Source organism: Klebsiella sp. CN_Kp073 (assembly GCF_040065495.2).
GTDB classification, from domain to species: domain Bacteria; phylum Pseudomonadota; class Gammaproteobacteria; order Enterobacterales; family Enterobacteriaceae; genus Klebsiella; species Klebsiella aerogenes.
Genome location: NZ_CM198051.1, coordinates 4,510,810 through 4,535,781, shown reverse-complemented (window position 1 = coordinate 4,535,781; position 24,972 = coordinate 4,510,810). Strand labels below are relative to the sequence as shown.

Below are 24,972 nucleotides of genomic sequence, written 5' to 3'. Positions count from 1 at the left end.
GGCGGAGCCGGGCTACGGGTATTAGCCTTCGCGGCTGACGATTTTAATATCCACCATGCCAATGCCTAACTGGCGCGGCGCGTGACCGACAATGTTGCCTTCGTTGGTGGACTGCGGTTCCGGCGGAGTGATAGTTAAGGTGTTGCTGCGCGCCGGATTGTCGAAATGCAGCGTTGTGGTGGTCACTTCATTGGCTAAAGTAAGTACTTGCTCACTTTTCCCAACGCGTACCGGTATCGGCTGGTTGGCGTTCGGGCCGAAGGCTTTGGCGGTGATCACCAGGTCGAATTTTTCCGGCAGTGGCTCTTTGTACTCAATCTTCACTTCGTCTCCGAGCTGGGCGTTGGACCAGCGTCCCCATAGCTCAGGTCGCGAGATGCCGCTGAACTGTTTAACTTCTTCCGGCGCGCCGGCGACGTTAAACACGAAACTGTCGGCTTTGTAGCGAATATCGTTATCGACAATTTTCAACGTATCGACGTTGCCTTTATAGCGCTCCATATCGATGACGGTATCTTTGAAGGCGGTTTTGCCCTGCCACTGCGGCTTATCGACATGCTGTACTTTTTGTTCGCCGCCCAGTTGTCCTTGCGAGACACACCAGTCGGTGGACAGCGCCAGTTCCGGCCGCCACAGTTGGCCCATCTTGTAGCAGCGGTCGACCCATACGAAGTTGTCGCGCGGGGCGAAGTCCGCCAGCTGGAAGCGCAGCGGCGCCGAGTATTCGCTTTCCGGAATCGGTTCGACGCGCTGATCCGAGACCCGCAGCAGCAGCGGCAGACGGAAGTGGCTACCGGAGAATGCGATCATGTTCTTCTGCGAGTCGATACTGAAGCTCTTAATCTCCTTCGGGAAATTCCACAGACGAATGACATCCGGCTTCCAGGCCAGCACTTTCTCTTTCATATTCATGAAAATGGTTGAAAGCGATTCGGCGGAAAGGCTGCTGCGGCCGAGGCCGATATAGTTATCGCCGCCGAGAATATCCAGCACCGTTGCGCCGTTATCCATGGTATTACGCTTCACGGCCAGCACATCCTGTTGAGGCTGGTCGCCGCGCAGGATAAAGAACAGATTGCTGCGATCCTGTTTGTTCAGATAATCCCAGGCGCTGTTTTTCATCGCCAGATGATCGGACGAGACCACGATGACCGTATTTTTGAAGTACGGCGAGGCCTTAATCTTTTCAATCAGCGCGGCGATGTGCTCCTGGCTACAGGCCACGGCGCTGAAGGAGAGGTTCTTTTTGCCATCCATGTCATAGCGTTTGCGCTCGCAGGTGCGCGAGATAAAGCCGTCAGGGTGGTGGGTATCGACGGTGAGGGCGAACAGCGAGAAGCGTTTGCCGGATTGGGAGAGCTCTTCGAACTTTTTCCACGTTTCGTCGAGCACGGTGTCGTCGTAGAAGCCCCAGTCGTTGCGGTAGGAGGGGGCGGCCACCGTTGTTTTCAGCTCTTCCGCGCCGAACAAGTGATCGAAACCGTGAGATTTGAGGAAAACGTCTTTACCGGCAAAACGCAGGTTGGCGCCCTGCACAAAGTAGTTTTCGTAACCGGAGTTTTTCAGGATATCGCCAAGGCAGATATTTTGCGGGAAGAAGCTGGATACCGCCGCGGAAGCGTTGCCTTCGAACGGCGCGAACAGCGGAATACCGCACTGGGAAGCGACCATACCGGCGATGGTGTAATCGGTGCCGGGAAGCTGCGCGGTGTTGCTGAAATCCAGCCCTTCGCTTTTGATTTTACCCAGTTCCGGCGTCAGCTCCGGGAAAGCCTCGTTATTGAAGTAGGTGCGTTCCAGGCTCTCGCCGTAGATATAGACCAGATTCAGATGCGGATTGTTGATGCTTTTCGACGGCTCTTTGTAGTAAGCCGTGAAGTCCGGATCGCCGTCGCGGGACTGCGATTTCACGAGTTCGGTGATTTGGCGGAACGCCGGGCTGGCGTCGACGGAGGCCAGCGCCAGTACCAGCGCAATCAGGCTGTAGCCAAAGTGATGCGGATGATGGCGGCGACGGCGTAATATCCAGCCGAGAGCGCCAAATACGGCGACCAGCGCCAGCACCAGACCGATACCTGGCAGAATATATTTACTGACGCCCGCGCCGGTCAGGCTATTGGTCAGGGTATAAAGTACCGCGTCGTTAATACCGTCGCCGGTGAAGTAGTCGCTGGCGTAGAGGGTGATATTGAGCACAACAAACAGCCCCAGCACCGCAAGAGTGGCAGAAAACCACCAAGTATTGCGACCGGCTTTCCAGGCATAGATCACCACCGAGGCAAGAAACAAGGCGATGGATAACAACTCTGACACAGCTAACCCTCATGTGCGCCAGCGGCGGGCTGGCCGGATAGATCGATTTTCACGCTACACTGTAATGGCAGCGTCTTTCTGCTGCAATTGTAGTGTCATGAAAGTGTGCTGTGATTCAGAATTGGTTTAGAAAGCGTCTTTTTTGTACGATGTCTCATCCTGTCATAGCGCGGAAAACAGGAGCAGAAAAGTAAAAATAGCGATTGCGGCCGCGCTGGCAACGCTAAAGCGCCAAACGCGGCATCGGCGGGGAAATTTAAGACAGGAAATTAACGCCCTGTTTCAGCACCAGGTCACAGGCCTTGGTCTTCACTTTTTCAGCCAGCGGGCTGCTGCCGAGGGTGTTGAGATTCAACTGCTGGCCGTTATTGCTGCTCAGCAATCCCTGTAGCCCTTCCAGATAACCGGTATCTTGTTTCTGTTTCTCCGGCGTGCTCAGGCCAAGCTTATCCAGTACCTGGTTTTTCACGTTGTCGGCGTTGGTGACCGAGGTCAGTTTTTTTTGCGCGCAGTAAGAGAGAACGCCGGCGGCATTGTTCATGCTGCTGGAGGTGAGCGCCTGGTTGCCGCCGTTGAGCAGGCTGGTTAAGGACGACATCGACATACCGCCGCCGCTCTGTTGGGAACTGCTGCTGCTGAGCTGGCTGGCGGCGCTATTGAGTGAGTCCTGCCAGGAGGCGGCGTAGGTGGGGGCCGCCATCAACGCGCCGGCTGCGATAGCGGCGCAAAAAGCTGTCTGCAAAGATTTCATAAACGTACTCTTCGTCGTTACTTAAGAATCTCTTCAGTATAACGCCGCTTGAGCTCGGAAATCTCTCAATACTCTTTACCGGTAACGCGATCGCGGTAGCTATCCCAGGTGAAGTTCACCCACAGGCTATTGCCGAGGCGCATGCGATCCATGACGCGTTCGCCGAGCAGTTTGTTCATTTCGTCCATCGTACTGTTGGTCAGCATGCCGGTTGGGCGTTTCGAGGAGGAGCGACGATCGACAATCTGGTTGATTATCACTTTCTCGTAGCGCGATTCCGTTTGCATACCGATTTCGTCGATAACCAGCAGATCGACCCGGCTCAGGTCGCTTAGCAGTTGCTCTTCGCTGGTTTCCCGATTACCGAAGGTATCTTTCATTGCCGACATAATATCGGCGACGGTGATGATTAATACCGATTTACCGCGCAGCAGCAGCTCGTTGCAGATAGCGGCGGCAAGATGATTTTTACCGGTGCCCGGCTTGCCGGAGAAAATAAAGCTCGCGATGTTGCCGTCAAACTCTTCAACGTACTGACGAGCGCGGGACAAGGCGATCATCTGCCCGTCGTTTTCGACGCGGTAATTATCGAATGAACAATTTTGATGTAAGGGGCGGATCCCGGAGCGGTTAAAGGTGCGTTGCATTTTCATCGCCCGGTTTTCCCGCTCCAGCGCCTCCGAACGCAGCTTGCCTTGTTCTTTTTGCCAGGCCAACAGCTCTTCGCCGGTTTTAAACGCCGGTTGCACGTGGGCTGGCATCATTTTTTGCAGGCGCTTCATAAGATCGCCAACGTTTTTCATGCTCATCCTCGGAAACCTCGCGGGATCTGGTTATCGGGTTCGCTAATGGCGTTTACGTCGCGCTTCGGCTGCCCGCCGTTGCTGGCGCGGCCAATTTGCACACTACGCGCCAGCTTTTGCTGCCACTGCACGTGGTGGAAAACTTTGCCTTCCGCTTGCCAGTAGGCGACGAAGGCGGCCAGTTCTTCCGGGGTGACCGGCTGCGTCAGGGCGATGCCCCATAACGCCGCCAGACGTTGAAAATCGGCATCCGGCTGCCAGCCGGCATACATGGCGAATTTACCCATCGGCACGGCGACGGGCGCGGCGCTCGGCTCGTCAAAGAACTGCGCATCCAGCGCGATATCGCTGGTGGGGCGCGCCAGTTTCGCTTCCAGCTCCAGCAGCTGCGCCAGGCGCTCCGGCGTCAGCGCGTAAAACGCCGGGGCGTTATTGGCAAACACGGCGACGGCGCCGCTGGCTGATTTTTGCAGCCTGGCCGCGTGGTTCTCGACGAAATCGTCAAGACCGCAAAAGTCGGTGGTTAAAATTCGTGAAGACATAACGCTATCTCAACTCTGAACAGCAAAGAGTGGGGGAATTGCTGACATAGTAGCATAGTGCGAGGCCAGGAAGCAGCGCTGCCGGTTACACGCGCGGGCGTTTGCGGTACAGCCACAGCCCAGGGATAGAAAGCCCGATAGAGAGCGCCCCGACGATGGAGGAGGCTTTTAAAAAATTGCTCAGCAGCATAATCATCATCTCCTCGGAATAACCAAAATGGCTAATTTTGACGGCCGAGATCATCGCCGTATAGGCCGAAATACCCGGAAACATTGGGATCACCGCGGCGACGGTAAATATCTTCGGATGCGCCAGATACCAGCGCGACCACTGAATGCCGATACTGCCGACCAGTAACGCGGCGAGAAAGGTGGCCCATTCAATGTTGAAGCCTGCGCTCATCATTACCATCCGCGAGCCGTGGCCGATAGCGCCCAGTAATGCGCACCAGCGCAGCGCGCGCTGTGGGACGTTGAACACCATCGCAAAGCCGACAGCAGGGATGGCCGCCAGCGCCATATCCTGCGCCAGGTCGAAAAGAAAAGAGATTATGCCCATCCGCGTAGCCCCCACACGGTCATTGCCATCACCACCCCGATACAGGTCGCCAGCGTCAGCAGGCTGGCGATCGCCCAGCGGGCCAGCCCGGTATTGATATGGCCCTTGAACATATCGGCGACGGCGTTAATTAACGGAAAGCCGGGAACCAGCAACAGCACGCTGGCGGCCATGGCGATAGTCGGCGTGTCGCTAAATGTCGGCAGGCGCAGCATCAGCCCGGAAATCGTGGTGGCGACGAAGGCGGTAATGCAGAAATTAATCTGCGGATGCATGGAGCGATGGGTCAGCAACTGGCGAATATACATGGCGACGGTGCTGGCAAAGAAGGTGACCACCGCGCCATCCCAACCGCCGTTGTTCAATTTACAAAAGCAGGCGCAGGAAAGGCCAACCATCAACACCAGCAGCCAACGCGGGTAGCGTAGGGGTTTAATTTGCGCGAAGCGCTTCTCGACGTCTTTATAATCCAGCAGCTTATGTTCGGCCATGATCACGATATGCTGTACCTCCGTCACCACGTGCATGTTAATTCCGCGATCGCTGTTTTTGCGCGTGGACGTCAGGCATTCACCATCTTTAATCGTCGTTAGCACAATCGCGTTAGAAGAGATGGCGCTCTCAACGCTATCCATGCCTAATGCCCGCCCAAGCCGGGTAGAAAGCTCTTCCACCAGCGCGCTTTCCGCGCCGTGCTGGAGTAAATAAAGGGCACACTGAATACACAGCCGGGTGATGGCGCGCTGTTCTGATTTATCTACCTGCATAAGTACCTGCTGTCCGCGTCTCTATTGATACTTTTACCTGAACTCCACCCCGTTGTGCGGCGTGCGGGATCAAACAATGTGCAAAAATTGCTCCATCAATGGCGTTGGCTGAAATTTGAACCGCGCCACACTTTCGTCACTTCGTTGGAAAGTGCAATTTTTACCGCCATTCATCCCTTCTTTTTCCCGTTTGAGTTATCAAAAATGCATCTGTGAACTTTTAATAAACAAAAAACAAACAAATAATTAACTTTCGAGAGCGAGTACCCTATGAGAACACAGGTTGCCATTATTGGCGCGGGCCCGTCGGGGCTGCTGTTGGGCCAACTGCTGCATAACGCTGGTATTCATACCGTTATCCTTGAGCGTCAGAGTGCGGAATATGTGCTGGGGCGCATCCGCGCCGGGATACTGGAAAATGGCACCGTCGAGCTACTGCGCGAAGCAGGGGTGGCAAAGCGAATGGACGCGGAAGGGCTGGTTCATCATGGCGTAGAGTTTTTATTTGAAGGCCAACGAGTGCCGGTACCGCTCAGCGAGTTGACCGGCGGTAAAAGCGTGATGGTCTATGGTCAGACCGAAGTCACCCGTGACCTGATGGCGGCAAGACGCGACAGTGGCGCGCCGATTATTTATGGCGTTAGCGAGGTTGCACTCGAAGATGTTAAAAGCGATCGGCCGGCAGTCTCATACGTAAGCGGCGGCGAAAAATGTCGCCTGGAGTGCGATTTTATTGCAGGTTGCGATGGCTTCCACGGCGTTTCGCGGCAAACCATTCCACGTGACATTCTCAAAGAGTATGAAAGCGTGTGGCCGTTTGGTTGGTTAGGTTTGCTGGCGGATACGCCGCCGGTGAATCCGGAACTGATTTACGCCCATCATGAACGCGGGTTTGTATTGTGTAGTCAGCGCTCACTCACCCGTAGCCGCTATTACCTGCAGGTGCCGCTAAGCGATAGCGTCTCGGCGTGGTCTGATGAACGCTTCTGGGATGAGCTAAAACGCCGTTTGCCGGAGGATCTGGCAAATAAGTTAGTAACTGGTCACTCACTTGAGAAAAGTATTGCGCCGCTGCGCAGTTACGTCGTTGAGCCGATGCAGTACGGCAGACTGTTTCTGGTCGGCGATGCCGCGCATATCGTGCCGCCAACCGGCGCAAAGGGGCTGAATCTGGCGGCGTCGGATGTCAATTATTTATGGCGGATCCTGCGCGAATATTATCACCATGGCCGCGAGGACCTGATCGCCAGCTATTCACGCTTTGCTCTCGACCGCGTGTGGAAAGGAGAAAGATTCAGCTGGTTTATGACTCGCCTGTTGCACGACTTTCCTGAACAGAATGAATTCGATAAAAAAATGCAGGCCGCCGACCGCCGCTACTATCTGGGTTCTCGCGCTGGGCTAACGACCATTGCCGAAAACTATGTGGGGTTGCCGATGGAGCGCGTGACGTAACGACAAACGAAAACTGGAGAGACCATGTTAACCGCGAACACGATTCCCGTTTTTACCTTGTATGGCGAAGAGCGCGGTTGGCCGACGCCGGATCTGCTGCATTGCGAATCCATTTTGCAGCGCAGCAGCCTTTATGAGTGGCATATCCGCGTACATCAACATGCCGAAATGGTACAGCTGTTATATCTGCATAAGGGGCGTGCTGAAATTGAAATTGAAGGCGTCACCAGGGTGATGACCGAAGCCTGTATTCAGGTCGTGCCGGCATTATGCATCCACGGCTTTCGTTTCTCGCCCGGTACCCAAGGGTTTGTCCTGTCGCTGTCGCAGCCGTTGCTGAGCCGCTTTGAAAACCAGTTTGGGCGTACGCTTGATGTGCTATCGCAGCCGCAGTGCGTGGCGGTGAAACGCTCCCGCGGCCATATTCGTTCACTGTTTACCGCCTTGCGTGAAGAGTATTGCGAGGAGCATGATGCGCGCGAAATGATGCTGCATTCGCTGCTGGGAGCACTATTGGTATGGTTAAATCGCCAGTGCCAGCCGACACCAATGACAGAGGACAAAGCAGAGCGTAAGCGCAGCGTCATGCGGCATTTTTCACGTCTGATTGAAAGCCACTATCGGGAACATCTGCCGCTGGCTGAATATGCAAGGCTAGTGGGGCTCTCCACAACGCATTTAAATTATTTGTGTCGTGAATTTCATGGCTGCAGCGCATTAGGCGTATTACATCAACGTTTAATGTTAGAAGCACGGCGTAACCTACAATATACCAGCATGACTATCACCCAACTTTCTGATTATTTAGGATTTACTGATGCTGCTTATTTTTCGAGATTCTTTAGGCGCTATAGCGGGATCTCACCGAAAGCATTTAGGAAAGAAATTAAATAAGTTATTTATTTAATTTTTAAGGTAATTTTACTAATGAGGGTTTTAATTTTTTCTAATTTATTGATGACATCATTTTGTGTTAGGGTAAATCGCTGGTGAGAGTAATGCTAATATATCTCTCATGGTTATGGAATGAAGTTAAGGGCATACGTCATGCCCGCCAGGGACGATAAAGATTCAATTGGCAAATAATATTATTGTAGCCATTCATCCATTACTTATTTGGGTTTGAATCTTTGACAGGAGGTGGAGGTTTTATGTTGCCAGGACAAGGTAAGTTTGGCGTTATCATTAGTAGAATACCGGTTATGCAATCGGGTTTGAACGCTATTTTAAGGGAGCATCTCCCTGATTACGATTTGAGTTTCTGTGCTTCACAGGATGAACTCACGCTACTTCAGCTTCGGCGCGCCGTGCTGGTCCTCGTCGACCTCTCCGGTCACATTGAACACCCGCGAGATATTTGTGAGCATTATTATTCATTAATGAATCAATCCCGGGACATTCACTGGATCTTTATGGTTAGTCACTCCTGCTTTCCACTGGCAGTTGAGTTTTTGATGCGGCCGGAAAGCTCTCTGATTTCTGATAGCGAGCCGGTTAAACGTTTCATCGAGGTCATCCGTGCTGGTAAAGCTTCTGCCGAAAGAATTAGTCAGACACTTTTTTCACCCGAGATGGACAACTTAGGTGATGATGCTGGTGATACGGTCATCTTAACCTTTTCAGAGCGCAAAGTTTTGCGGCTACTGGCAAAAGGGTGGGGAATTAACCAAATTGCTGCCTTGCTGAAAAAAAGCAATAAAACGATAAGCGCGCAGAAAAATAGCGCCATGCGCCGACTGTCGTTACGCAGTAATGCAGAAATGTATGCCTGGATCAATAGCGCTCAAGGAATGAAGGAACTGAATCTGTATTCAGCCTATGGAGATAACACGGAATGGAAAAAAATCTCACAACACGATGTGTCGCTATCGTAGAAAAATGCGCAATGACTGAAATGGCGCTTCGTTATATTTTAGATAACGAAGCAGGTAAAAAATATAGCATTCATTTTTATAAAAATACTCAGGCCTTAAAGCGTGAATTCGCTTCCAAAAACTTTATCGCCGTTATCTTTTCCCTTTCCGGTAGTCGACGTATTCGTCTGGAAAGCCTGCTTTTTTTACATGAAATAGCGCAAACACGCCCCGAAATACAGCGAATTGTACTGGCGGATAATACTGCGGAAATGCGTCTGATCAGTCATCTGACACCTTCAAGCCCGCAAACTATTTTGAATAAATCATCTTGTCTTACTCGTTTGCAGGAGCGTTTACTGCAGCTGATCGAGCAGGCGCCGCTGGATAAAGAAAGCATTCTGGAGCGTAGCAATAGCTCCTGCGGGCAAATTCTTAGCCCGACGGAGCATACGATACTTCGTTATATGACCTATGGTTATTCGTTGCCCGAAATCGCTACCCAGCTTGATAGAAATATCAAAACTATTCGCGCACATAAATTTAACGCGATGACCAAACTGGGCGTTAACTCTGATATTGGCCTGCTCAGCGCGGCGGACATTCTGCTGTGTCTGCCGGCGAATAACGACGATGGGCAGGGAATGTGCCTGGCGCAATAATTGGCAATTTACAGACAGACGTCAACCCAGTCGGCTTCTGTCAGTTGTGCCATGCGCTCAGGCGAAATTCGTACCGCGCTATGAATGGCACCTGCTGCCGGTAGAACTTCGGCATACTGCTTGAGTGAAACATCACAATAGACCGGCAGAGGGTTTTCCAGGCCAAATGGACAGACGCCGCCGACGGGGTGGCCGGTTAGCGTAACAACTTCATCACTGCTGAGCATCCGCGCTTTTGCGCCGAAGGCGTCTTTCAGCTTCTTGTTATCAAGGCGAGCATCGCCTTTAGCGACGATCAATATAACCCGATCTTTTACCTTTAAAGATAAAGTCTTAGCGATTTGCCCCGGCTCGACACGATGCGCGGCGGCGGCAAGCGCAACGGTCGCCGTACTTTGATTCAACTCGATGATTTCAATATCGGGGGCATGTTCAGCAAAAAACTGCCTCACGGACTGCAGACTCATGGGGTTCTCCTGGTAGTTATCCGCTTAAATCTGTCACAAGGCCGGAAATCTGTAAATATTGTCGATGGATAATCAGGAATTATTCCGATTTCTGGATCTTCTTCACAATCGCCGCAACCGGTTACTGTAACCGGTTGCAGGAACGCGCTCGTCGATGAATACTGACAGGGTAACTCCCTGTTCCAAAGATAACTAACAGCCGCGCATGAGATGTTCCTGCTGACAATATGGCGACCTGACATCCCGGTCAGCCACAGTCCGTAGGCAGTTAATTTCAGCATAGCGGCAAGATTACCGTTGTTGGGCCTGTTTCGATAGCCTGTCAGGAGGGCTGCTATGTCTGCAAACCATGCTGCGTTTAATCTGATATTTCGCTTTGTAGAGAACTATATAAGTCCCGTTGCCGGGCGCATTTCTTCGCAGCGCCACGTCATGGCTATTCGTGACGGATTTATCTCGGCCATGCCGTTTATGATCGTAGGTTCCTTTCTCTTAGTCTTCGCTTATCCGCCTTTTTCACCGGATACCACCTGGGGCTTCGCCCGTGCCTGGTTGGATTTAGCCAAAGAGTTCGAAGGACGCATTCTGACGCCTTTTGATATGACCATGGGCATCATGTCCATTTATATCTGCGCGGCAATTTCCTACAATCTGGGCAAACATTATGAAAAGGCGCACCAGCTCGATCCTTTCATGTGCGCCATGCTGTCGATCATGGCGTTCCTGCTGATCGCTGCGCCAAAAACCAATGGTAATCTGCCGGTTGATAGTTTGGGAGGCACCGGGATCTTTACCGCGATCCTGGTGGCGATTTACTGTGTAGAGATGATGCGTTTCTTAAAGGCGCACAACATCGGGATCCGTCTGCCGGATCAGGTGCCGCCGATGATCAAAAACTCATTTGATCTGTTGATCCCAGTTCTGGTGGTGGTACTGACGCTTTATCCGCTGAGCTTGTTTATCCAACATCATTTCGACATGCTGATCCCGCAGGCAATCATGGCTATCTTTAAGCCATTGGTCTCTGCCGCAGATTCATTACCGGCTATTTTACTGGCTGTTTTGATTGGCCACCTGCTATGGTTTGCCGGGATTCACGGGGCGGCGATAGTCTCCGGTATGCTGCAGATGTTCTGGCTCACTAATCTGGGGATGAACCAGCAAGCACTGGCGCAGGGCGCACCGCTGCCGCATATTTTTATGGAAGCGTTCTGGACGTTCTTTATTGTCGTTGGCGGTTCCGGCGCCACGATGGGGCTGGTGTTCTGTTATTTGCGCAGTCGTTCTGCGCATTTGCGCTCGATAGGTCGTTTAAGCGTGGTGCCAAGCCTGTTTAACATTAACGAACCGGTTATCTTCGGCACGCCCATCGTCATGAACCCGGTATTCTTTATTCCGTTCCTGTTGGCGCCGATGGTTAACGCAGTCATTGCCTGGGCGGCCATGAAGTTAGATCTGATCGGCCGTGTTATCTCCGTTGTGCCGTGGACGGCGCCGGCGCCGATTGGCGGCGCATGGGCTTTGGGATGGGATTTCCGTGCGGCGATCCTGGTCGTTATTCTCGCTTGCGTGTCGGCTATCATCTACTTCCCGTTTTTTAAGGTGTACGAAAAGCAGCTGCTGGCGCAGGAAGCTGAAGAGGCGCAGCGCGCGGCGCAGGAGAACGAGCAGACTGCGTAAAATAACAACGGGCGGCATATTGCCGCCCGTCAGATGATTACTTTAACGTGCAGTCGCCGCATTGCTGAACGTCCGGCAGGCGATAACGCTGACAGCAAGTTCGGCGTACCAGTAGACCTTCACGCAAGACCACCGTTCGCCACAGCGGGTTATCCTCGCCACTGGTCTGCTGCTTTGCAAAAAAACAGTGTTGACGTAACGCGTTCACCCGCTCGTCGCCAAGCAGATTTTTCATTTCACCGAGATACCAGTTAATCAGATAGCCGGTATTGCTCCAGATAAGCTTACCGTTAATGTCGCCGGTCGCTTCCAGCGCTTCCACCACCGGTGTCAGCGCTTTATTGACCAACATATCCATACGCGCTTGTGCGGAAAGCGTCAACGCATCATGGTTGGCATGCACGTCAATCCAGAAGCAGGCCGCGCGCCCGCTTTCATGGAATTCAACGCGGAAATGCTCCGGTTCAAGGCTAATAGCCTGCTCTTCAGTGAGTAACGCCAGCATCAGCGGCGGTACCAGCAGGCCGATATACCACTGCGCCCACAATGAAAGCAGGGGTTTTTGTTCGCGCGGCTGGCTGGGTTGGTGACGGTAAATATGGTCGGAATAGGTGGCCAGCAGCGAAGTAAGGGTAGTAGGTTGCGACCATTGCGCGAGGGTTAGGGCACGCGGCGGCGCTTCTTCATCCAGACGCAGGAAATCCAGCAGATGCGGGCGTACCGCCGCGATCTTTTCCCGTACCGCATTCGCCAATGCATGCTCGACGGGCGCAAGCGGCGCACGCCAGATGATTTCATCGCTGAAGGAGAAGGTACGGTAAGCCATCAGATTTCCAGATACAAATCTAAATGATAATGATTGCTGATACTAGTTGTTCGTTGCAGGGAGCGCAAGCGATTTGTCAGCGCCGCATATCCCTCGCGGCGGGCTGGAGGGGTTAGTTGACGAGAATGATATTACGCCCCTGGTTTTTGGCTTCATATAGCGCGCTATCGGCGCGTTTTATCGCACTGTCGATATCGCCATTCACCAACGGAGTCATACCGATACTGATGGTGACATTGGTGGCGACGCTTTCATTAAAACGGTGTGCGATTTTTAAATCGTAAACCCGTTGGCGAATACGCTCTGCTGTCTGGAATGCGGTTTCCGCCGTGCTACTGGTCAGTACCACCATAAACTCTTCACCGCCAAAGCGAGCAACGATATCGCGTGAGCGCACGGAATTACGAATCGCCGCCGATACCTGAATTAGCGCCTGGTCGCCCATCATATGGCCATAGTTATCGTTGTAGGCTTTGAAGTGATCAATATCCAACAGCAGGATGAAATGTTCGCGCGAATCCACTGTCAGGATGTTATCCAGCCGGTTTTGCAGGCCACGACGGTTATACAGGCCGGTCAATGGATCAAGCATACTGAGATCGTTCAGGGTGTTACGCTCTTGCAGCAGTTTATCCATTAGCCCTTGGGTAAAATTATCGCTGCGCTTTTGCATAATGTTCTGCAACGTAATTCCGGCAACCGGCAGGACAAAGCAGTAAAACATCCGCATCCATTGTTCTCCGCCAGCCAGCGCCAGACACACAATAAAAGTGGGTAGGGAATGTAGAGTAAAGGCAATGATATTGTTAGAAAAAGCGATAGTTCCAATAAACAGAATGCTTAATAAGGCGATAACCAGGAAGTTAAAATGCGGTGGCGGTAACAATGAGGCTTTTATTACGATGTGCCAGGCCCATAACATGCCAAATAACAGAGAAATAACAGGAATATTTATTTTCTGTTGTGGGAATTTCCAATTCCATAACAAGAGGCCCAGGCTGGCCGCGCATATCAGCGCACACGGTAGCGTGACGGTGACAATGGTAAACAGCGGGCTGAGCAGCGACAGAGCGGCAGAAACACAATTAAGTAATAAAAAAAGTCGTAAGGAATACTGATATTTTTGCTCGTAATGAGCCCGCCAGGTTTGTGCAGTCATATTGGTACTATCATTATTAGTAGTTAAGTTTCAAGATGATGGCTGCCAAAGGGGAAAAATATAAAACAACACGTAATATAAGGCTATCAGCGCAAATGATCAGACAATTTAATATATAGATTTAATTTGCTTAATTTATCATCTCAATGAATGTATGTCATTACTCCTGAGTGCAAGAGTAATAAAAGTTAAACGGCTCGGCATGACAAATGATAAAAATTATCATATGATATTGGTTATCATTATCGTTGTGAGAGGCGAAACCATGTTGCAGCGAGCTTTAGGGAGTGGTTGGGGAATTCTGCTGCCGGGCGTACTGGTGATGGCGTTAGGCATAATTGGCCTGCCGGTAGAAGCCTGGCGCGTGATGATTGCTCTGGGATTACTACTATCGGCTGCAATGATCTGGCACCGTCAGTTGCGTCATTTCGTACTGTTGCCGTCAAGCGTAGCGCTGATCGGTGGAATGATGCTGATAATGTTGAATTTGAAGCTGATGGGATAAAACAGAGAAGGGTAAGAATATTGGTGCGAGGGGGGGGACTTGAACCCCCACGTCCGTAAGGACACTAACACCTGAAGCTAGCGCGTCTACCAATTCCGCCACCTTCGCACAGTATTCTTAATCTGATATCGCCTCGTTGGTGCGAGGGGGGGGACTTGAACCCCCACGTCCGTAAGAACACTAACACCTGAAGCTAGCGCGTCTACCAATTCCGCCACCTTCGCACAGTGCGAGCGATATCAACGTGGATTATGGTGCGAGGGGGGGGACTTGAACCCCCACGTCCGTAAGGACACTAACACCTGAAGCTAGCGCGTCTACCAATTCCGCCACCTTCGCATACCATCGACACTATAAAAGTATCGTTACCACGGAGGCGCATTCTAGTGGTTTTCGGCGACACGTCAATAGTTAATTATGCAGGTTTTCTCGATTGCTGCAAAAATGGGCTATTCAGAGCGTAGGGAAGTACCGGCGGCACGTCGAGCATGCCGCCGATGAGAAACGAAGATTATTTCTTCGCCTGGCGAGTCATCACCGAGCGGTAAACTTTGAAACGGCCGGTTTGGGCGATCACTTCATGAAAACCAAACGTCTCATCCAGCACCTGCGGATAGGGCAGGAAGGCGTTGGCCACGATACGCAGTTCGCCGCCGCTGTTCAGATGGCGGACCGCGCCACGGATCAGCGCCTGCGCCGCTTCAAGGCTGGTTTGCAGGCCGTCGTGGAATGGCGGATTTGAGATGATCATGTCAAAACGGCCGTTGACCTCAGAGAAGACGTTGCTGGCAAAAACCTCGCCTTCAAAACCATTCGCGGCAAGCGTCGCGCGGCTGGCTTCGACCGCCGGAGCGCTGACGTCGCATAGCGTCAGGCGTACCTTCGGCGAATGGCTGGCCAGTACCGCGGCCAGCACCCCAGCGCCGCAGCCGACATCGAGCACTTTGCCTTTGGTATGCGGTTGTAGAGTCGACAGCAGCAGTTGGCTGCCAACATCAAGGCCGTCACGGCTGAACACGCCCGGCAGCGTTTTAATGGTCAGGTTATCGAGCGCGTACTCGTTCCAGTACTGTTCGGCGTTGAAGGAGGGCTGTTTTTCCAGACGGCCGTGGTAGAGACCGCAGCGGCGGGCGCTATCCACTTTATTCAGCGGCGCGTATTCGGCGAGCATCTGCTCGGCGCTACGCACGCCGCTGCGGTTTTCGCCGATCACGAAAATATCGATCCCCACCGGCAGCAGAGAGAGCAGGTTCATCAGCTGGAACTGCGCTTCCGGCTTGTTCTTCGGCCAGTAGTAGATCAGGGTGTCGCAATCGGCGACGTCGGCGGCCTCGGCTACTAAGCTAAAACGAACGTTATCGCCCATCTGGCGATTCAGGACCTGCCAGTGGTGGAATTGTTGGGTATGAGCGCGGCTGGCCGCGGTATCCAGACGTGCAGGCAGGTCATCCTGCAGGTCACCGGCAAACAGAACGCGGGCGGACTCGAAATCATCACTGTGGCGCAGCAAGACTTCACTTGCCGGGGTAAAAGCTGACATGAAACACTCCTTCAATAAGACTGGCGCCGATTATAGTAGTTTGTTGGCGCAGATACGACGGATTTGCTATATTGCGCGCTTGTTTAACAGGAGTGTTTCGCTATGACTTCCCGACGAGACTGGCAATTACAGCAACTGGGGATTACCCAGTGGTCGCTGCGTCGCCCGGGGGCGTTGCAGGGCGAAATCGCTATCTCGCTTCCTGAACATATTCGTCTGGTGATGGTGGCGGAAACCCCGCCGTCGCTGACTGAACCGCTTATTAGCGATATTCTGCGCGCGCTCTCGATTAATGCCGATCAGGTGCTGCAACTTACGCCGGACCGGGTAGCCATGCTGCCGCAAAATAGCCGCTGCAACAGCTGGCGACTGGGCTGCGAGACGCCGCTGTCGCTGGCGGGCGCCCAGGTCTCGACGCCCGTTTTTGATGAACTTCAGAGCAGCGCGCCGGCTCGCATCGCGCTCTGGCAACAAATCTGCGCACATGAACACGATTTCTACCCTCAGCACGGCTGATTTATCCAAAGCTTGGCAAATCGAAAAACGCGCCCACGCTTTTCCGTGGAGCGAACAAACCTTTGCCAGCAATCAGGGTGAACGTTATCTGAATTACCAACTAGCAGTTGATGGGGAAATGGCGGCCTTTGCCATCACCCAAATTGTCCTTGATGAAGCGACGCTTTTTAACATCGCCGTTGACCCCGCATACCAGCGCCGCGGCCTGGGACGGGAACTGCTGGAACATGTTATTGATGAAGTCGAAAAACTCGGCGTCGTTACGCTGTGGCTGGAGGTGCGGGCATCGAATGTCGCCGCCATCGCGCTCTACGAAAGCTTAGGCTTTAACGAGGCGACTATCCGCCGCAATTACTACCCTACGGCCGATGGGCGTGAGGACGCAATTATCATGGCTCTGCCAATCAGTATGTAAGACAAGGTGAAACGATGAAATGGGACTGGATTTTCTTTGATGCCGATGAAACGTTGTTTACGTTTGACTCTTTCAGCGGCTTACAGCGGATGTTTCTCGACTATAGTGTGACATTTACCGCCGAAGATTTTCAGGACTATCAGGCCGTTAATAAGCCGCTGTGGGTGGATTATCAAAACGGCGCCATCACCTCGCTACAATTACAGCATCAGCGTTTTGATAGCTGGGCGGAACGTTTGAACGTCCCCCCGGGCGAACTGAACGACGCTTTCATGAATGCGATGGCCGAAATCTGCGCGCCGCTGCCGGGCGCCGTATCGCTGCTGGATGCGCTGCAGGGCAAGGTAAAAATGGGCATCATCACCAACGGTTTTACCTCGTTGCAGCAGACTCGTCTGGAGCGTACCGGCCTGCGCGATCACTTTGATTTGCTGATTATTTCTGAGGAAGTCGGCGTCGCGAAGCCGGATGCGCGTATCTTCGATTATGCGCTGGCGCAGGCGGGTAATCCGTCGCGCGACAGGGTATTGATGGTCGGCGATACCGCCGAGTCGGATATCCGCGGCGGCGTCAACGCCGGGCTTGCCACCTGTTGGCTGAATGCGCACCAGCAAACGCTGCCGGCAGACCTGCAGCCCGACTGGACGGTGACCTCTTTAAGCGAACTGGAGCAACTCCTGTGTAAACACTAATTGCCTCCCCCCCATTGATGGGTAAAATAGCTGCAATTTTTCGTATTCCACATGCGCGGCCCATTGCCGCGTTTACTTAGAAGATTGAATTATGACGTTGTCTCCTTATCTGCAAGAGGTGGCCAAACGCCGCACTTTTGCCATTATTTCTCACCCGGATGCCGGTAAGACCACCATCACTGAAAAAGTGCTGCTGTTCGGACAGGCGATTCAGACCGCTGGTACCGTGAAGGGCCGTGGTTCCAGCCAGCATGCAAAATCCGACTGGATGGAAATGGAAAAGCAGCGTGGGATCTCGATTACCACCTCGGTGATGCAGTTCCCGTATCATGACTGCCTGGTTAACCTGCTGGATACCCCGGGGCACGAAGACTTCTCCGAGGATACCTACCGTACCCTGACGGCGGTTGACTGCTGTCTGATGGTTATCGATGCGGCGAAAGGCGTCGAAGATCGTACCCGCAAGCTGATGGAAGTTACTCGTCTGCGCGATACGCCGATCCTCACCTTTATGAACAAACTCGACCGTGATATCCGCGATCCGATGGAATTGCTGGATGAAGTCGAAAATGAGCTGAAAATCGGCTGCGCGCCGATTACCTGGCCTATCGGCTGCGGCAAGCTGTTTAAAGGGGTTTATCATCTTTATAAAGATGAAACTTACCTCTATCAGACCGGTAAAGGGCACACCATTCAGGAAGTGCGCGTGGTTAAGGGGCTGAATAACCCTGAACTCGATGCCGCGGTGGGCGACGATCTGGCGCAGCAGCTGCGCGATGAACTGGAACTGGTACAGGGCGCATCGAACGAGTTCGATAAGGATCTGTTCCTGGCGGGCGAAATTACTCCAGTGTTCTTCGGGACCGCATTAGGCAACTTCGGCGTGGATCATATGCTGGATGGCCTGGTGGAGTGGGCGCCGGCGCCGATGCCGCGTAACACTGATACCCGTGAAGTGACGGCCGCAGAAGAGAAATTCACCGGCTTCGTGTTTAAGATTCAGGCCAACATGGACCCGAAACACCGCGATCGCGTGGCGTTCATGCGCGTGGTTTCCGGCAAATACGAGAAAGGCATGAAGCTGCGTCAGGTGCGTATCGGCAAAGACGTGGTGATTTCCGACGCGCTGACCTTTATGGCGGGCGACCGTTCGCACGTTGAAGAAGCCTACCCGGGCGATATTATCGGCCTGCATAACCACGGCACCATTCAGATTGGCGACACCTTTACCCAGGGCGAAATGATGAAGTTCACCGGTATTCCGAACTTCGCGCCGGAACTGTTCCGTCGTATTCGCCTGAAAGATCCGCTGAAGCAGAAACAGCTGCTGAAAGGGCTGGTTCAGCTCTCTGAAGAGGGCGCGGTACAGGTCTTCCGTCCTATTGCTAATAACGATCTGATCGTCGGCGCCGTCGGCGTGCTGCAGTTCGATGTGGTAGTTGCGCGTCTGAAAAGCGAATATAACGTTGAAGCGATTTACGAATCCGTCAACGTGGCCACCGCGCGCTGGGTTGAATCAACTGACGTGAAAAAATTCGAAGAGTTCAAGCGTAAGAACGAAGTTCAGCTGGCGCTGGATGGCGGCGATAATCTGACCTATATCGCCCCGACGATGGTTAACCTGAACCTGACGCAAGAGCGTTATCCTGATGTGGTGTTCCGCAAAACGCGCGAGCACTAATGTCTCTCTGGAGCGCGGCGATGCTGCGCTCCAGCCCGTTTTGTCCGCCTTCATCCTTACCATAGAAAGTTCTTAAATCTGCGCAAATCGTAGCTTTTTTATTCAAACCCTCCGCTGCATCTCCGCTCATCTACTATATTTATTAAGCACTTTTCAGAAACCTGGCTGAATAAATAGCCATTTGTTTTACCAAAGCAGACATCGTGAGGGCATACCAATGACCAGACTAAAGAGCGCCAGGCTATTGCTGCCTCTCTTCTTAGGCTCAGCGTTGATAAGCGCCTCGACCTATGCGGAAACCACCGCAACCGATAGCGCGAAGGCTGCCGCGACCAGCGCTGGAGAAAGCGTCGATAAGTCGATCAACAAGGTTGGCGATTTTATGGATGACAGCACGATCACTGCCCGTGTTAAAGCGGCGCTGATCGATGACAAAAGTATCCGTAGCACCGATATCTCGGTGAAAACGGAAAACAAAGTCGTGACCTTAAGCGGGACCGTGGAGAGCGCTGAGCAAAAATCACAGGCCGTCAGCGCGGCGAAAGGCGTCGAAGGAGTGAGTTCGGTAAGCGATAAGCTGACCGTGGCGGGGGAAAAATCAGCCAGCCTGAAGGGCTATGCTGGCGACACCGCAATCACCAGCGAAGTCAAAGCCAAACTGCTGGCGGACGATATCGTTCCGTCGCGTAAGGTAACGGTGGAGACCAGCAACGGGGTAGTTCATCTCTCCGGGACGCTGGAATCCAGCAAGCAGGTCGATCGCGCGGCAGACATTGCCAAAGCGGTAACCGGTGTTAAGAGCGTGAAGAACGATCTTAAAGTGCAGTAAGGGTATTCATTAAAAGATATTCGCCAGCGGCGAGACCGCTGAGCGAGTTGTACGCAGGGTTGATGTATGCGCGGCCTGAGCGCGCAGAAAAGCGACCGTTAATCATATGGTAAGGAGAACAGTATGTTTAGATGGGGCATTATTTTTCTGATCATCGCGTTGATTGCCGCCGCATTGGGCTTTGGTGGTCTGGCGGGTACCGCGGCGTGGGCGGCTAAAATCGTCTTTGTTGTCGGTATTATCATTTTCCTGGTCAGCCTGTTTACCGGTCGAAAACGACCCTAGAGGCGATGTGCCGAAAGGCGTGAATCAATAACCGTGCAGTGATGACATAACGTCTTACATAAAGCCAGTCAATGTGACTGGCTTTTGCGGTTTCAGGGGACGACAATTTGCGTTACTTTAATGACAGAAAATAAACAAACAGGAAAGCAGGGTGGGGCAGCGCATTCCCGTGACGTTGGGCAATATTGCCCCGTTAGCGGTAAAACCCTTCCGTCCAGGCAAACTTGCTCTGGTGTGCGAAGGCGGTGGTCAGCGAGGTATTTTCACAGCCGGGGTTCTGGACGAATTCATGCGCGCCGGATTTAACCCTTTCGACCTGATGCTTGGCACTTCCGCTGGCGCGCAAAACATCTCCGCTTATATCTGTAATCAGCAGGGCTACGCCCGCAAAGTCATTACGCGTTATACCACCTCAAGGCAGTTTTTCGACCCGATGCGCTTTGTTCGCGGCGGCAATCTTATCGATCTCGATTGGCTGGTCGATTCCACTTCGCAACAAATGCCGCTGGCGATGAACTATGCCGAGGAGCAGTTTGCGCTGGGTAAAGAGCTGTGGATGTGCGCCTGCCGCGGTGACGACTACACGGCAAACTATTTTTCCCCCACCCGCCAGACCTGGCTCGACCTGATCCGCGCCTCCAGCGCCATTCCCGGCTTCTATCGTAGCGGTGTCCTGCTGGATGGCGTGAGCTACCTCGATGGCGGCGTCAGCGATGCGATCCCTGTGCAGGAGGCGGCGCGCCGCGGCGCGCAGACTATCGTGGTGATCCGTACCGTCCCTTCGCAGATGTTCTACACCCCGCAGTGGTTTAAACGAATGGAACGCTGGCTGGGAGAAAGCAGCCTGCAGCCTTTTGTGAACCTGGTACAGCACCACGAAACCACCTATCGCGCGACGCAGCAGTTTATTGAAAAACCGCCGGGTAAACTGCGGATATTCGAAATTTATCCGCAGCGGCCGCTGCGCAGTATGGCGCTTGGCAGCCGTCTGCCGGCGCTGCTGGAAGATTATAAAACCGGGCGCCAGTGCGGCCGCTACTTCCTCGCCACGGTAGGGAAACTGCTGACCGAGCAACCGCCTCTGTTACGCCATGCGCCGCGTGTGGCAAGGCCGACGCCGGTGGTGGTGCCGCCGCTGCCGGTGGCTAACGAAACGCCGCAACAGGCGATTATCACCGCGCCGCAGGCTAATGACCCCAGCTTTAATAACGAGGATCTGGCGTGACGTTACGCTTTATTGATACCCACTGTCACTTCGATTTTCCCCCGTTTACAGAGGATGAACCCGCAAGTATCGCGAGGGCGGCGCAGGCCGGCGTTGGGCGTATTATCGTGCCGTCGATATCCGCCGCGCGCTTTGCTCGCGTGCTGGCGCTGGCGGAGCAACACGAGCCGCTGTATGCCGCGCTAGGGATGCATCCTATTGTTATCGAACAGCATGATGACCGCGGATTAGCGCAACTGGAAAGCTATCTTGCACAGCGTCATCCGAAACTCGTGGCCCTCGGAGAGATTGGCCTCGATCTCTACCGCGACGATCCGCAATTCGATCGCCAGCAGGCGCTGCTGGAAGCGCAGCTGCGGCTGGCGAAGCGTTACGATTTGCCGGTGATCCTGCATTCGCGGCGCACCCACGATAAGCTGGCGATGTTGCTAAAAAAACATAACCTGCCGCGCGCTGGGGTGGTGCATGGTTTTGCCGGCAGCCTGCAGCAGGCGGAACGTTTTGTACAGCTGGGCTATAAGATTGGCGTCGGCGGCACCATTACCTATCCCCGCGCCAGCAAAACTCGTGATGTTATGGCGCGTCTGCCGCTTTCTTCGCTGTTGCTGGAAACCGATGCTCCGGATATGCCGCTCAATGGTTTTCAGGGGCAGCCGAACCGCCCGGAACAGGCGGCCCGCGTCTTTGACGCGCTCTGTGAACTGCGCGCGGAACCGGCGCAGGAAATTGAAGCGGCGCTACTGGCGAATACCAAAAGCCTCTTTACCGCGCTAACCCTCTAACGCCCCCACATTCTGGACAAAATCGTCCCGGTTTTGACGGATTGTGACAATCCCATCATATTTGGTAAATATAAAATCTATTAAATTTCAATGTGAAAGTGTTTTTATGTCCCGGTATTGCACAATTTGTGCGCCATATCGTCGAGATAATACGTTTCGTTATGTTAGAATAATAACATCATCATGAGCTTCGATTTGCCAATTATGCTTAAACAGGACCTCACGGTGAGGATCGAAGTAAATGGTAGGTAATTGTGATTTGTATCACGTTACAGTAATGCAAATTAGTAACTAGTTTTCATTAACTGTGATGAATGTCGAAGTGTAATGGCGAGCGGATGTTACAATAGTAACAGGCTCGCATGGTGAACAAACTATTGAACCGGCAACACGCCGTCGGAGTATGAAATGACTGATTTAAAAGCAAGCAGCCTGCGCGCGTTGAAACTGATGGATCTGACCACCCTGAATGATGACGACACCAATGAGAAGGTGATCGCGCTGTGCCATCAGGCAAAAACCCCGGTGGGCAATACCGCTGCAGTCTGCATTTACCCGCGTTTTATCCCGATTGCCCGTAAGACGCTGAATGAGCAAGGAACACCGGACATCCGTATCGCGACGGTGACCAACTTCCCGCATGGTAACGACGATATCGATATCGCGCTGGCGGAAACCCGCGCGGCAATCGCCTATGGCGCGGATGAAGTGGATGTGGTTTTCCCGTACCGCGCGCTGATTGCTGGTAACGAGCAGGTAGGTTTTGATCTGGTGAAAGCCTGTAAAGACGCCTGTGCGGCGGCGAATGTGCTGCTGAAAGTGATCATCGAAACCGGCGAGCTGAAAGAAGAAGCGCTGATTCGTAAGGCATCTGAAATTTCTATTAAAGCGGGCGCGGATTTCATCAAAACTTCTACCGGTAAAGTGCCGGTGAATGCGACGCCGGAAAGCGCGCGCATCATGATGGAAGTCATCCGCGATATGGGCGTTGAGAAAACCGTTGGCTTCAAACCTGCCGGCGGCGTGCGCAGCGCGGAAGACGCGCAGCAGTTCCTGGCGATTGCCGATGAACTGTTCGGCGCCGACTGGGCTGATTCCCGTCACTACCGTTTTGGCGCATCAAGCCTGTTGGCTAGCCTGCTGAAAGCCCTGGGGCACGGCGACGGTAAGAGCGCCAGCAGCTACTAATCCCTTGATATGCCGGATGGTTATGCGCTTATCCGGCCTACGAATTGATGCCTGTAGGCCGGATAAGGCGCCCGCGCCGCTATCCGGCAATTTATACCCGTTGGGAGGTTACCGTGTTTCTCGCACAAGAAATTATTCGTAAAAAACGTGATGGTCATGCATTAAGCGATGAAGAAATTCGCTTTTTCATCAACGGCATCCGCGATAATACTATCTCTGAAGGACAGATCGCCGCGCTGGCGATGACCATCTTCTTCCATGATATGTCTATGCCGGAACGTGTCTCGCTGACCATGGCGATGCGGGATTCAGGGACCGTTCTCGACTGGAAAAGCCTTAACCTCAACGGCCCGATCGTTGATAAACACTCGACCGGCGGCGTGGGTGACGTTACCTCGCTGATGCTGGGGCCAATGGTTGCCGCCTGCGGCGGTTACGTACCGATGATCTCCGGGCGCGGCCTCGGCCATACCGGCGGTACGCTTGATAAACTGGAAGCGATCCCGGGCTTCGATATCTTCCCGGACGACGCGCGATTCCGCGAAATTATTAAAGATGTCGGCGTGGCGATCATCGGGCAGACCAGCTCGCTCGCGCCGGCTGACAAACGTTTCTATGCCACCCGCGATATTACCGCGACGGTGGATTCCATCCCGCTGATTACCGCATCGATCCTGGCCAAGAAACTGGCGGAAGGTCTGGATGCGCTGGTGATGGACGTTAAAGTCGGCAGCGGCGCCTTTATGCCGACTTATGAGCTTTCAGAAGCGCTTGCCGAAGCGATCGTTGGCGTCTCCAACGGCGCCGGCGTGCGCACGACCGCACTGTTAACCGATATGAACCAGGTGCTGGCCTCCAGCGCAGGTAACGCCGTTGAAGTTCGCGAAGCGGTACAGTTCCTGACCGGGGAATACCGTAACCCGCGTCTGTACGACGTCACCATGGCGCTGTGCGTGGAAATGTTGATTTCCGGCAAGCTGGCGGCGGATGACGCCGAGGCGCGCGCGAAATTGCAGGCGGTGCTGGATAACAGTAAAGCGGCGGAAGTCTTTGGCCGCATGGTGGCGGCGCAGAAAGGGCCGAACGACTTTGTCGAAAACTATGCGAAATACCTGCCGACGGCAATGCTGAGCAAAGCGGTCTATGCTGAAGGCGCCGGATTTGTCTCTGATATGGATACCCGTGCGCTGGGGATGGCGGTGGTGTCGATGGGCGGCGGTCGTCGTCAGGCATCCGATACCATTGACTACAGCGTTGGTTTTACTGATATGGCGCGCCTTGGCGATAAAGTCGATGGCGAACGTCCGCTGGCGGTGATTCATGCGAAAGATGAATCCAGCTGGCAGGAGGCGGCCAAGGCCGTGAAAGCGGCAATTAAACTGGACGCTCAAGCCCCAGAAATTACACCGACGGTCTATCGCCGAATCACCAAGTAGCGATATACTGATCTGATCGCTTTTTTGCAGCGCATGATGTA

The 24,972-nt window shown here is 53.3% G+C and carries 26 protein-coding genes and 3 tRNA genes; 16 read left to right on the top strand and 13 right to left on the bottom strand.

From position 1 onward, the window contains the following. Positions 1-21: 21 nt before the first annotated feature. From opgB to ABLV66_RS21820, 6 genes are all read right to left on the bottom strand, one after another. The gene (gene opgB / locus ABLV66_RS21845; RefSeq protein WP_348876886.1) at positions 22-2,313 is read right to left on the bottom strand and encodes a phosphatidylglycerol--membrane-oligosaccharide glycerophosphotransferase; all 2,292 of its coding nucleotides are present in this window, start codon (positions 2,311-2,313) and stop codon (positions 22-24) included. 256 nt (positions 2,314-2,569) lie between these two features. Beyond that, positions 2,570-3,064, bottom strand: a complete 495-nt coding sequence (locus ABLV66_RS21840) for a YjjA family protein (RefSeq protein ID WP_047043886.1) — start codon at positions 3,062-3,064, stop codon at positions 2,570-2,572. 65 nt (positions 3,065-3,129) lie between these two features. After that, entirely contained in the window at positions 3,130-3,867 is a 738-nt protein-coding gene (gene dnaC / locus ABLV66_RS21835) for a replicative helicase loader DnaC (protein ID WP_026612409.1), read from the bottom strand. A 2-nt stretch (positions 3,868-3,869) separates the two neighbouring features. After that, positions 3,870-4,409 carry a primosomal protein DnaT gene (gene dnaT / locus ABLV66_RS21830; protein ID WP_015368405.1) on the bottom strand — a complete coding sequence of 180 codons (540 nt, stop codon included), beginning with the start codon at positions 4,407-4,409 and terminating at the stop codon, positions 3,870-3,872. Between the two features lie 85 nt (positions 4,410-4,494). Continuing rightward, the gene (locus ABLV66_RS21825) at positions 4,495-4,968 is read right to left on the bottom strand and encodes a threonine/serine exporter (RefSeq protein ID WP_045395512.1); all 474 of its coding nucleotides are present in this window, start codon (positions 4,966-4,968) and stop codon (positions 4,495-4,497) included. Continuing rightward, positions 4,959-5,735, bottom strand: coding sequence for a threonine/serine exporter family protein (locus tag ABLV66_RS21820; protein WP_348876888.1), 777 nt, complete (start codon positions 5,733-5,735; stop codon positions 4,959-4,961). The genes ABLV66_RS21825 and ABLV66_RS21820 overlap by 10 nt, the downstream gene beginning before the upstream one ends. Positions 5,736-6,005: 270 nt before the next feature. On the opposite strand from ABLV66_RS21820, the gene pobA reads away from it, so the two are divergent. The 4 genes from pobA (at position 6,006) to bglJ (ending at position 9,705) form a co-directional block, all read left to right on the top strand. Beyond that, positions 6,006-7,190 carry a 4-hydroxybenzoate 3-monooxygenase gene (gene pobA / locus ABLV66_RS21815; RefSeq protein ID WP_063447351.1) on the top strand — a complete coding sequence of 395 codons (1,185 nt, stop codon included), beginning with the start codon at positions 6,006-6,008 and terminating at the stop codon, positions 7,188-7,190. Positions 7,191-7,214: 24 nt separating this feature from the next. Next, a complete protein-coding gene (locus tag ABLV66_RS21810) occupies positions 7,215-8,084 on the top strand; it encodes a helix-turn-helix domain-containing protein (RefSeq protein ID WP_045395518.1) in 870 nt (289 codons plus the stop codon). A 257-nt stretch (positions 8,085-8,341) separates the two neighbouring features. Further along, on the top strand, positions 8,342-9,064 hold the full coding sequence (locus ABLV66_RS21805; protein ID WP_348876889.1) for a helix-turn-helix domain-containing protein: 723 nt from the start codon (positions 8,342-8,344) through the stop codon (positions 9,062-9,064). Beyond that, the gene (bglJ, locus tag ABLV66_RS21800) at positions 9,025-9,705 is read left to right on the top strand and encodes a DNA-binding transcriptional activator BglJ (RefSeq protein WP_045395522.1); all 681 of its coding nucleotides are present in this window, start codon (positions 9,025-9,027) and stop codon (positions 9,703-9,705) included. The genes ABLV66_RS21805 and bglJ overlap by 40 nt, the downstream gene beginning before the upstream one ends. Before the next feature lie 8 nt (positions 9,706-9,713). Here the strand turns inward: bglJ and ABLV66_RS21795 are convergent, their stop codons facing one another. Then, positions 9,714-10,172, bottom strand: coding sequence for a YbaK/EbsC family protein (locus ABLV66_RS21795; RefSeq protein WP_045395524.1), 459 nt, complete (start codon positions 10,170-10,172; stop codon positions 9,714-9,716). Between the two features lie 336 nt (positions 10,173-10,508). On the opposite strand from ABLV66_RS21795, the gene ABLV66_RS21790 reads away from it, so the two are divergent. Then, positions 10,509-11,852, top strand: a complete 1,344-nt coding sequence (locus ABLV66_RS21790; protein WP_045395526.1) for a PTS sugar transporter subunit IIC — start codon at positions 10,509-10,511, stop codon at positions 11,850-11,852. Between the two features lie 37 nt (positions 11,853-11,889). On the opposite strand, the gene fhuF is transcribed toward ABLV66_RS21790, so the two are convergent. After that, on the bottom strand, positions 11,890-12,678 hold the full coding sequence (gene fhuF, locus ABLV66_RS21785) for a siderophore-iron reductase FhuF (protein ID WP_348876890.1): 789 nt from the start codon (positions 12,676-12,678) through the stop codon (positions 11,890-11,892). Positions 12,679-12,790: 112 nt separating this feature from the next. Then, a complete protein-coding gene (locus ABLV66_RS21780; RefSeq protein WP_045395530.1) occupies positions 12,791-13,837 on the bottom strand; it encodes a GGDEF domain-containing protein in 1,047 nt (348 codons plus the stop codon). Between the two features lie 265 nt (positions 13,838-14,102). On the opposite strand from ABLV66_RS21780, the gene ABLV66_RS21775 reads away from it, so the two are divergent. Beyond that, positions 14,103-14,342 (top strand): DUF1435 domain-containing protein, encoded by a 240-nt coding sequence (locus ABLV66_RS21775; protein WP_045395533.1) that lies wholly within the window; start codon positions 14,103-14,105, stop codon positions 14,340-14,342. A gap of 21 nt (positions 14,343-14,363) precedes the next feature. Here the strand turns inward: ABLV66_RS21775 and ABLV66_RS21770 are convergent. From ABLV66_RS21770 to rsmC, 4 genes are all read right to left on the bottom strand, one after another. Further along, a tRNA-Leu gene (locus ABLV66_RS21770) sits at positions 14,364-14,450 on the bottom strand. A gap of 29 nt (positions 14,451-14,479) precedes the next feature. Continuing rightward, positions 14,480-14,566 (bottom strand) — tRNA-Leu (locus ABLV66_RS21765). A 28-nt stretch (positions 14,567-14,594) separates the two neighbouring features. Next, positions 14,595-14,681, bottom strand: a tRNA-Leu gene (locus ABLV66_RS21760). A gap of 172 nt (positions 14,682-14,853) precedes the next feature. Next, on the bottom strand, positions 14,854-15,882 hold the full coding sequence (gene rsmC / locus ABLV66_RS21755; protein WP_348876891.1) for a 16S rRNA (guanine(1207)-N(2))-methyltransferase RsmC: 1,029 nt from the start codon (positions 15,880-15,882) through the stop codon (positions 14,854-14,856). A gap of 102 nt (positions 15,883-15,984) precedes the next feature. On the opposite strand from rsmC, the gene ABLV66_RS21750 reads away from it, so the two are divergent. The 10 genes from ABLV66_RS21750 (at position 15,985) to deoA (ending at position 24,931) form a co-directional block, all read left to right on the top strand. Then, positions 15,985-16,398: a DNA polymerase III subunit psi gene (locus ABLV66_RS21750; protein ID WP_113374550.1), complete on the top strand. Its 414-nt coding sequence runs from the start codon at positions 15,985-15,987 to the stop codon at positions 16,396-16,398. Beyond that, on the top strand, positions 16,367-16,813 hold the full coding sequence (gene rimI / locus ABLV66_RS21745; RefSeq protein ID WP_015368389.1) for a ribosomal protein S18-alanine N-acetyltransferase: 447 nt from the start codon (positions 16,367-16,369) through the stop codon (positions 16,811-16,813). The genes ABLV66_RS21750 and rimI overlap by 32 nt, the downstream gene beginning before the upstream one ends. A 14-nt stretch (positions 16,814-16,827) precedes the next feature. Next, positions 16,828-17,505 (top strand): pyrimidine 5'-nucleotidase, encoded by a 678-nt coding sequence (gene yjjG, locus ABLV66_RS21740; protein ID WP_045395924.1) that lies wholly within the window; start codon positions 16,828-16,830, stop codon positions 17,503-17,505. A 91-nt stretch (positions 17,506-17,596) separates the two neighbouring features. Continuing rightward, positions 17,597-19,186 (top strand): peptide chain release factor 3, encoded by a 1,590-nt coding sequence (gene prfC, locus ABLV66_RS21735; protein ID WP_045395922.1) that lies wholly within the window; start codon positions 17,597-17,599, stop codon positions 19,184-19,186. A gap of 217 nt (positions 19,187-19,403) precedes the next feature. Continuing rightward, entirely contained in the window at positions 19,404-20,015 is a 612-nt protein-coding gene (osmY, locus tag ABLV66_RS21730; RefSeq protein ID WP_020079668.1) for a molecular chaperone OsmY, read from the top strand. Between the two features lie 123 nt (positions 20,016-20,138). Next, positions 20,139-20,300: a DUF1328 domain-containing protein gene (locus tag ABLV66_RS21725; RefSeq protein WP_015368384.1), complete on the top strand. Its 162-nt coding sequence runs from the start codon at positions 20,139-20,141 to the stop codon at positions 20,298-20,300. Between the two features lie 151 nt (positions 20,301-20,451). Then, positions 20,452-21,525: a patatin-like phospholipase family protein gene (locus tag ABLV66_RS21720; RefSeq protein WP_045395919.1), complete on the top strand. Its 1,074-nt coding sequence runs from the start codon at positions 20,452-20,454 to the stop codon at positions 21,523-21,525. Then, complete coding sequence (locus ABLV66_RS21715; protein WP_045395917.1) at positions 21,522-22,307, top strand: metal-dependent hydrolase; 786 nt, start codon at positions 21,522-21,524, stop codon at positions 22,305-22,307. Before ABLV66_RS21720 ends, ABLV66_RS21715 begins: the two co-directional genes overlap by 4 nt. Positions 22,308-22,715: 408 nt before the next feature. Continuing rightward, positions 22,716-23,495 (top strand): deoxyribose-phosphate aldolase, encoded by a 780-nt coding sequence (gene deoC, locus ABLV66_RS21710; protein ID WP_045395915.1) that lies wholly within the window; start codon positions 22,716-22,718, stop codon positions 23,493-23,495. Between the two features lie 113 nt (positions 23,496-23,608). Further along, positions 23,609-24,931 (top strand): thymidine phosphorylase, encoded by a 1,323-nt coding sequence (deoA, locus tag ABLV66_RS21705; RefSeq protein WP_348876893.1) that lies wholly within the window; start codon positions 23,609-23,611, stop codon positions 24,929-24,931. Positions 24,932-24,972: the final 41 nt, after the last annotated feature.

What these genes read in the sequence shown, in the direction of transcription:
- ABLV66_RS21840 (WP_047043886.1), bottom strand. Translation starts at nt 3,064, where the DNA reads ATGAAATCTTTGCAGACAGCTTTTTGCGCCGCTATCGCAGCCGGCGCG.
- dnaC (WP_026612409.1), bottom strand. Translation starts at nt 3,867, where the DNA reads ATGAAAAACGTTGGCGATCTTATGAAGCGCCTGCAAAAAATGATGCCA.
- dnaT (WP_015368405.1), bottom strand. Translation starts at nt 4,409, where the DNA reads ATGTCTTCACGAATTTTAACCACCGACTTTTGCGGTCTTGACGATTTC.
- ABLV66_RS21825 (WP_045395512.1), bottom strand. Translation starts at nt 4,968, where the DNA reads ATGGGCATAATCTCTTTTCTTTTCGACCTGGCGCAGGATATGGCGCTG.
- ABLV66_RS21820 (WP_348876888.1), bottom strand. Translation starts at nt 5,735, where the DNA reads ATGCAGGTAGATAAATCAGAACAGCGCGCCATCACCCGGCTGTGTATT.
- pobA (WP_063447351.1), top strand. Translation starts at nt 6,006, where the DNA reads ATGAGAACACAGGTTGCCATTATTGGCGCGGGCCCGTCGGGGCTGCTG.
- ABLV66_RS21810 (WP_045395518.1), top strand. Translation starts at nt 7,215, where the DNA reads ATGTTAACCGCGAACACGATTCCCGTTTTTACCTTGTATGGCGAAGAG.
- ABLV66_RS21805 (WP_348876889.1), top strand. Translation starts at nt 8,342, where the DNA reads ATGTTGCCAGGACAAGGTAAGTTTGGCGTTATCATTAGTAGAATACCG.
- bglJ (WP_045395522.1), top strand. Translation starts at nt 9,025, where the DNA reads ATGGAAAAAAATCTCACAACACGATGTGTCGCTATCGTAGAAAAATGC.
- ABLV66_RS21795 (WP_045395524.1), bottom strand. Translation starts at nt 10,172, where the DNA reads ATGAGTCTGCAGTCCGTGAGGCAGTTTTTTGCTGAACATGCCCCCGAT.
- ABLV66_RS21790 (WP_045395526.1), top strand. Translation starts at nt 10,509, where the DNA reads ATGTCTGCAAACCATGCTGCGTTTAATCTGATATTTCGCTTTGTAGAG.
- fhuF (WP_348876890.1), bottom strand. Translation starts at nt 12,678, where the DNA reads ATGGCTTACCGTACCTTCTCCTTCAGCGATGAAATCATCTGGCGTGCG.
- ABLV66_RS21780 (WP_045395530.1), bottom strand. Translation starts at nt 13,837, where the DNA reads ATGACTGCACAAACCTGGCGGGCTCATTACGAGCAAAAATATCAGTAT.
- ABLV66_RS21775 (WP_045395533.1), top strand. Translation starts at nt 14,103, where the DNA reads ATGTTGCAGCGAGCTTTAGGGAGTGGTTGGGGAATTCTGCTGCCGGGC.
- rsmC (WP_348876891.1), bottom strand. Translation starts at nt 15,882, where the DNA reads ATGTCAGCTTTTACCCCGGCAAGTGAAGTCTTGCTGCGCCACAGTGAT.
- ABLV66_RS21750 (WP_113374550.1), top strand. Translation starts at nt 15,985, where the DNA reads ATGACTTCCCGACGAGACTGGCAATTACAGCAACTGGGGATTACCCAG.
- rimI (WP_015368389.1), top strand. Translation starts at nt 16,367, where the DNA reads ATGAACACGATTTCTACCCTCAGCACGGCTGATTTATCCAAAGCTTGG.
- yjjG (WP_045395924.1), top strand. Translation starts at nt 16,828, where the DNA reads ATGAAATGGGACTGGATTTTCTTTGATGCCGATGAAACGTTGTTTACG.
- prfC (WP_045395922.1), top strand. Translation starts at nt 17,597, where the DNA reads ATGACGTTGTCTCCTTATCTGCAAGAGGTGGCCAAACGCCGCACTTTT.
- osmY (WP_020079668.1), top strand. Translation starts at nt 19,404, where the DNA reads ATGACCAGACTAAAGAGCGCCAGGCTATTGCTGCCTCTCTTCTTAGGC.
- ABLV66_RS21725 (WP_015368384.1), top strand. Translation starts at nt 20,139, where the DNA reads ATGTTTAGATGGGGCATTATTTTTCTGATCATCGCGTTGATTGCCGCC.
- deoC (WP_045395915.1), top strand. Translation starts at nt 22,716, where the DNA reads ATGACTGATTTAAAAGCAAGCAGCCTGCGCGCGTTGAAACTGATGGAT.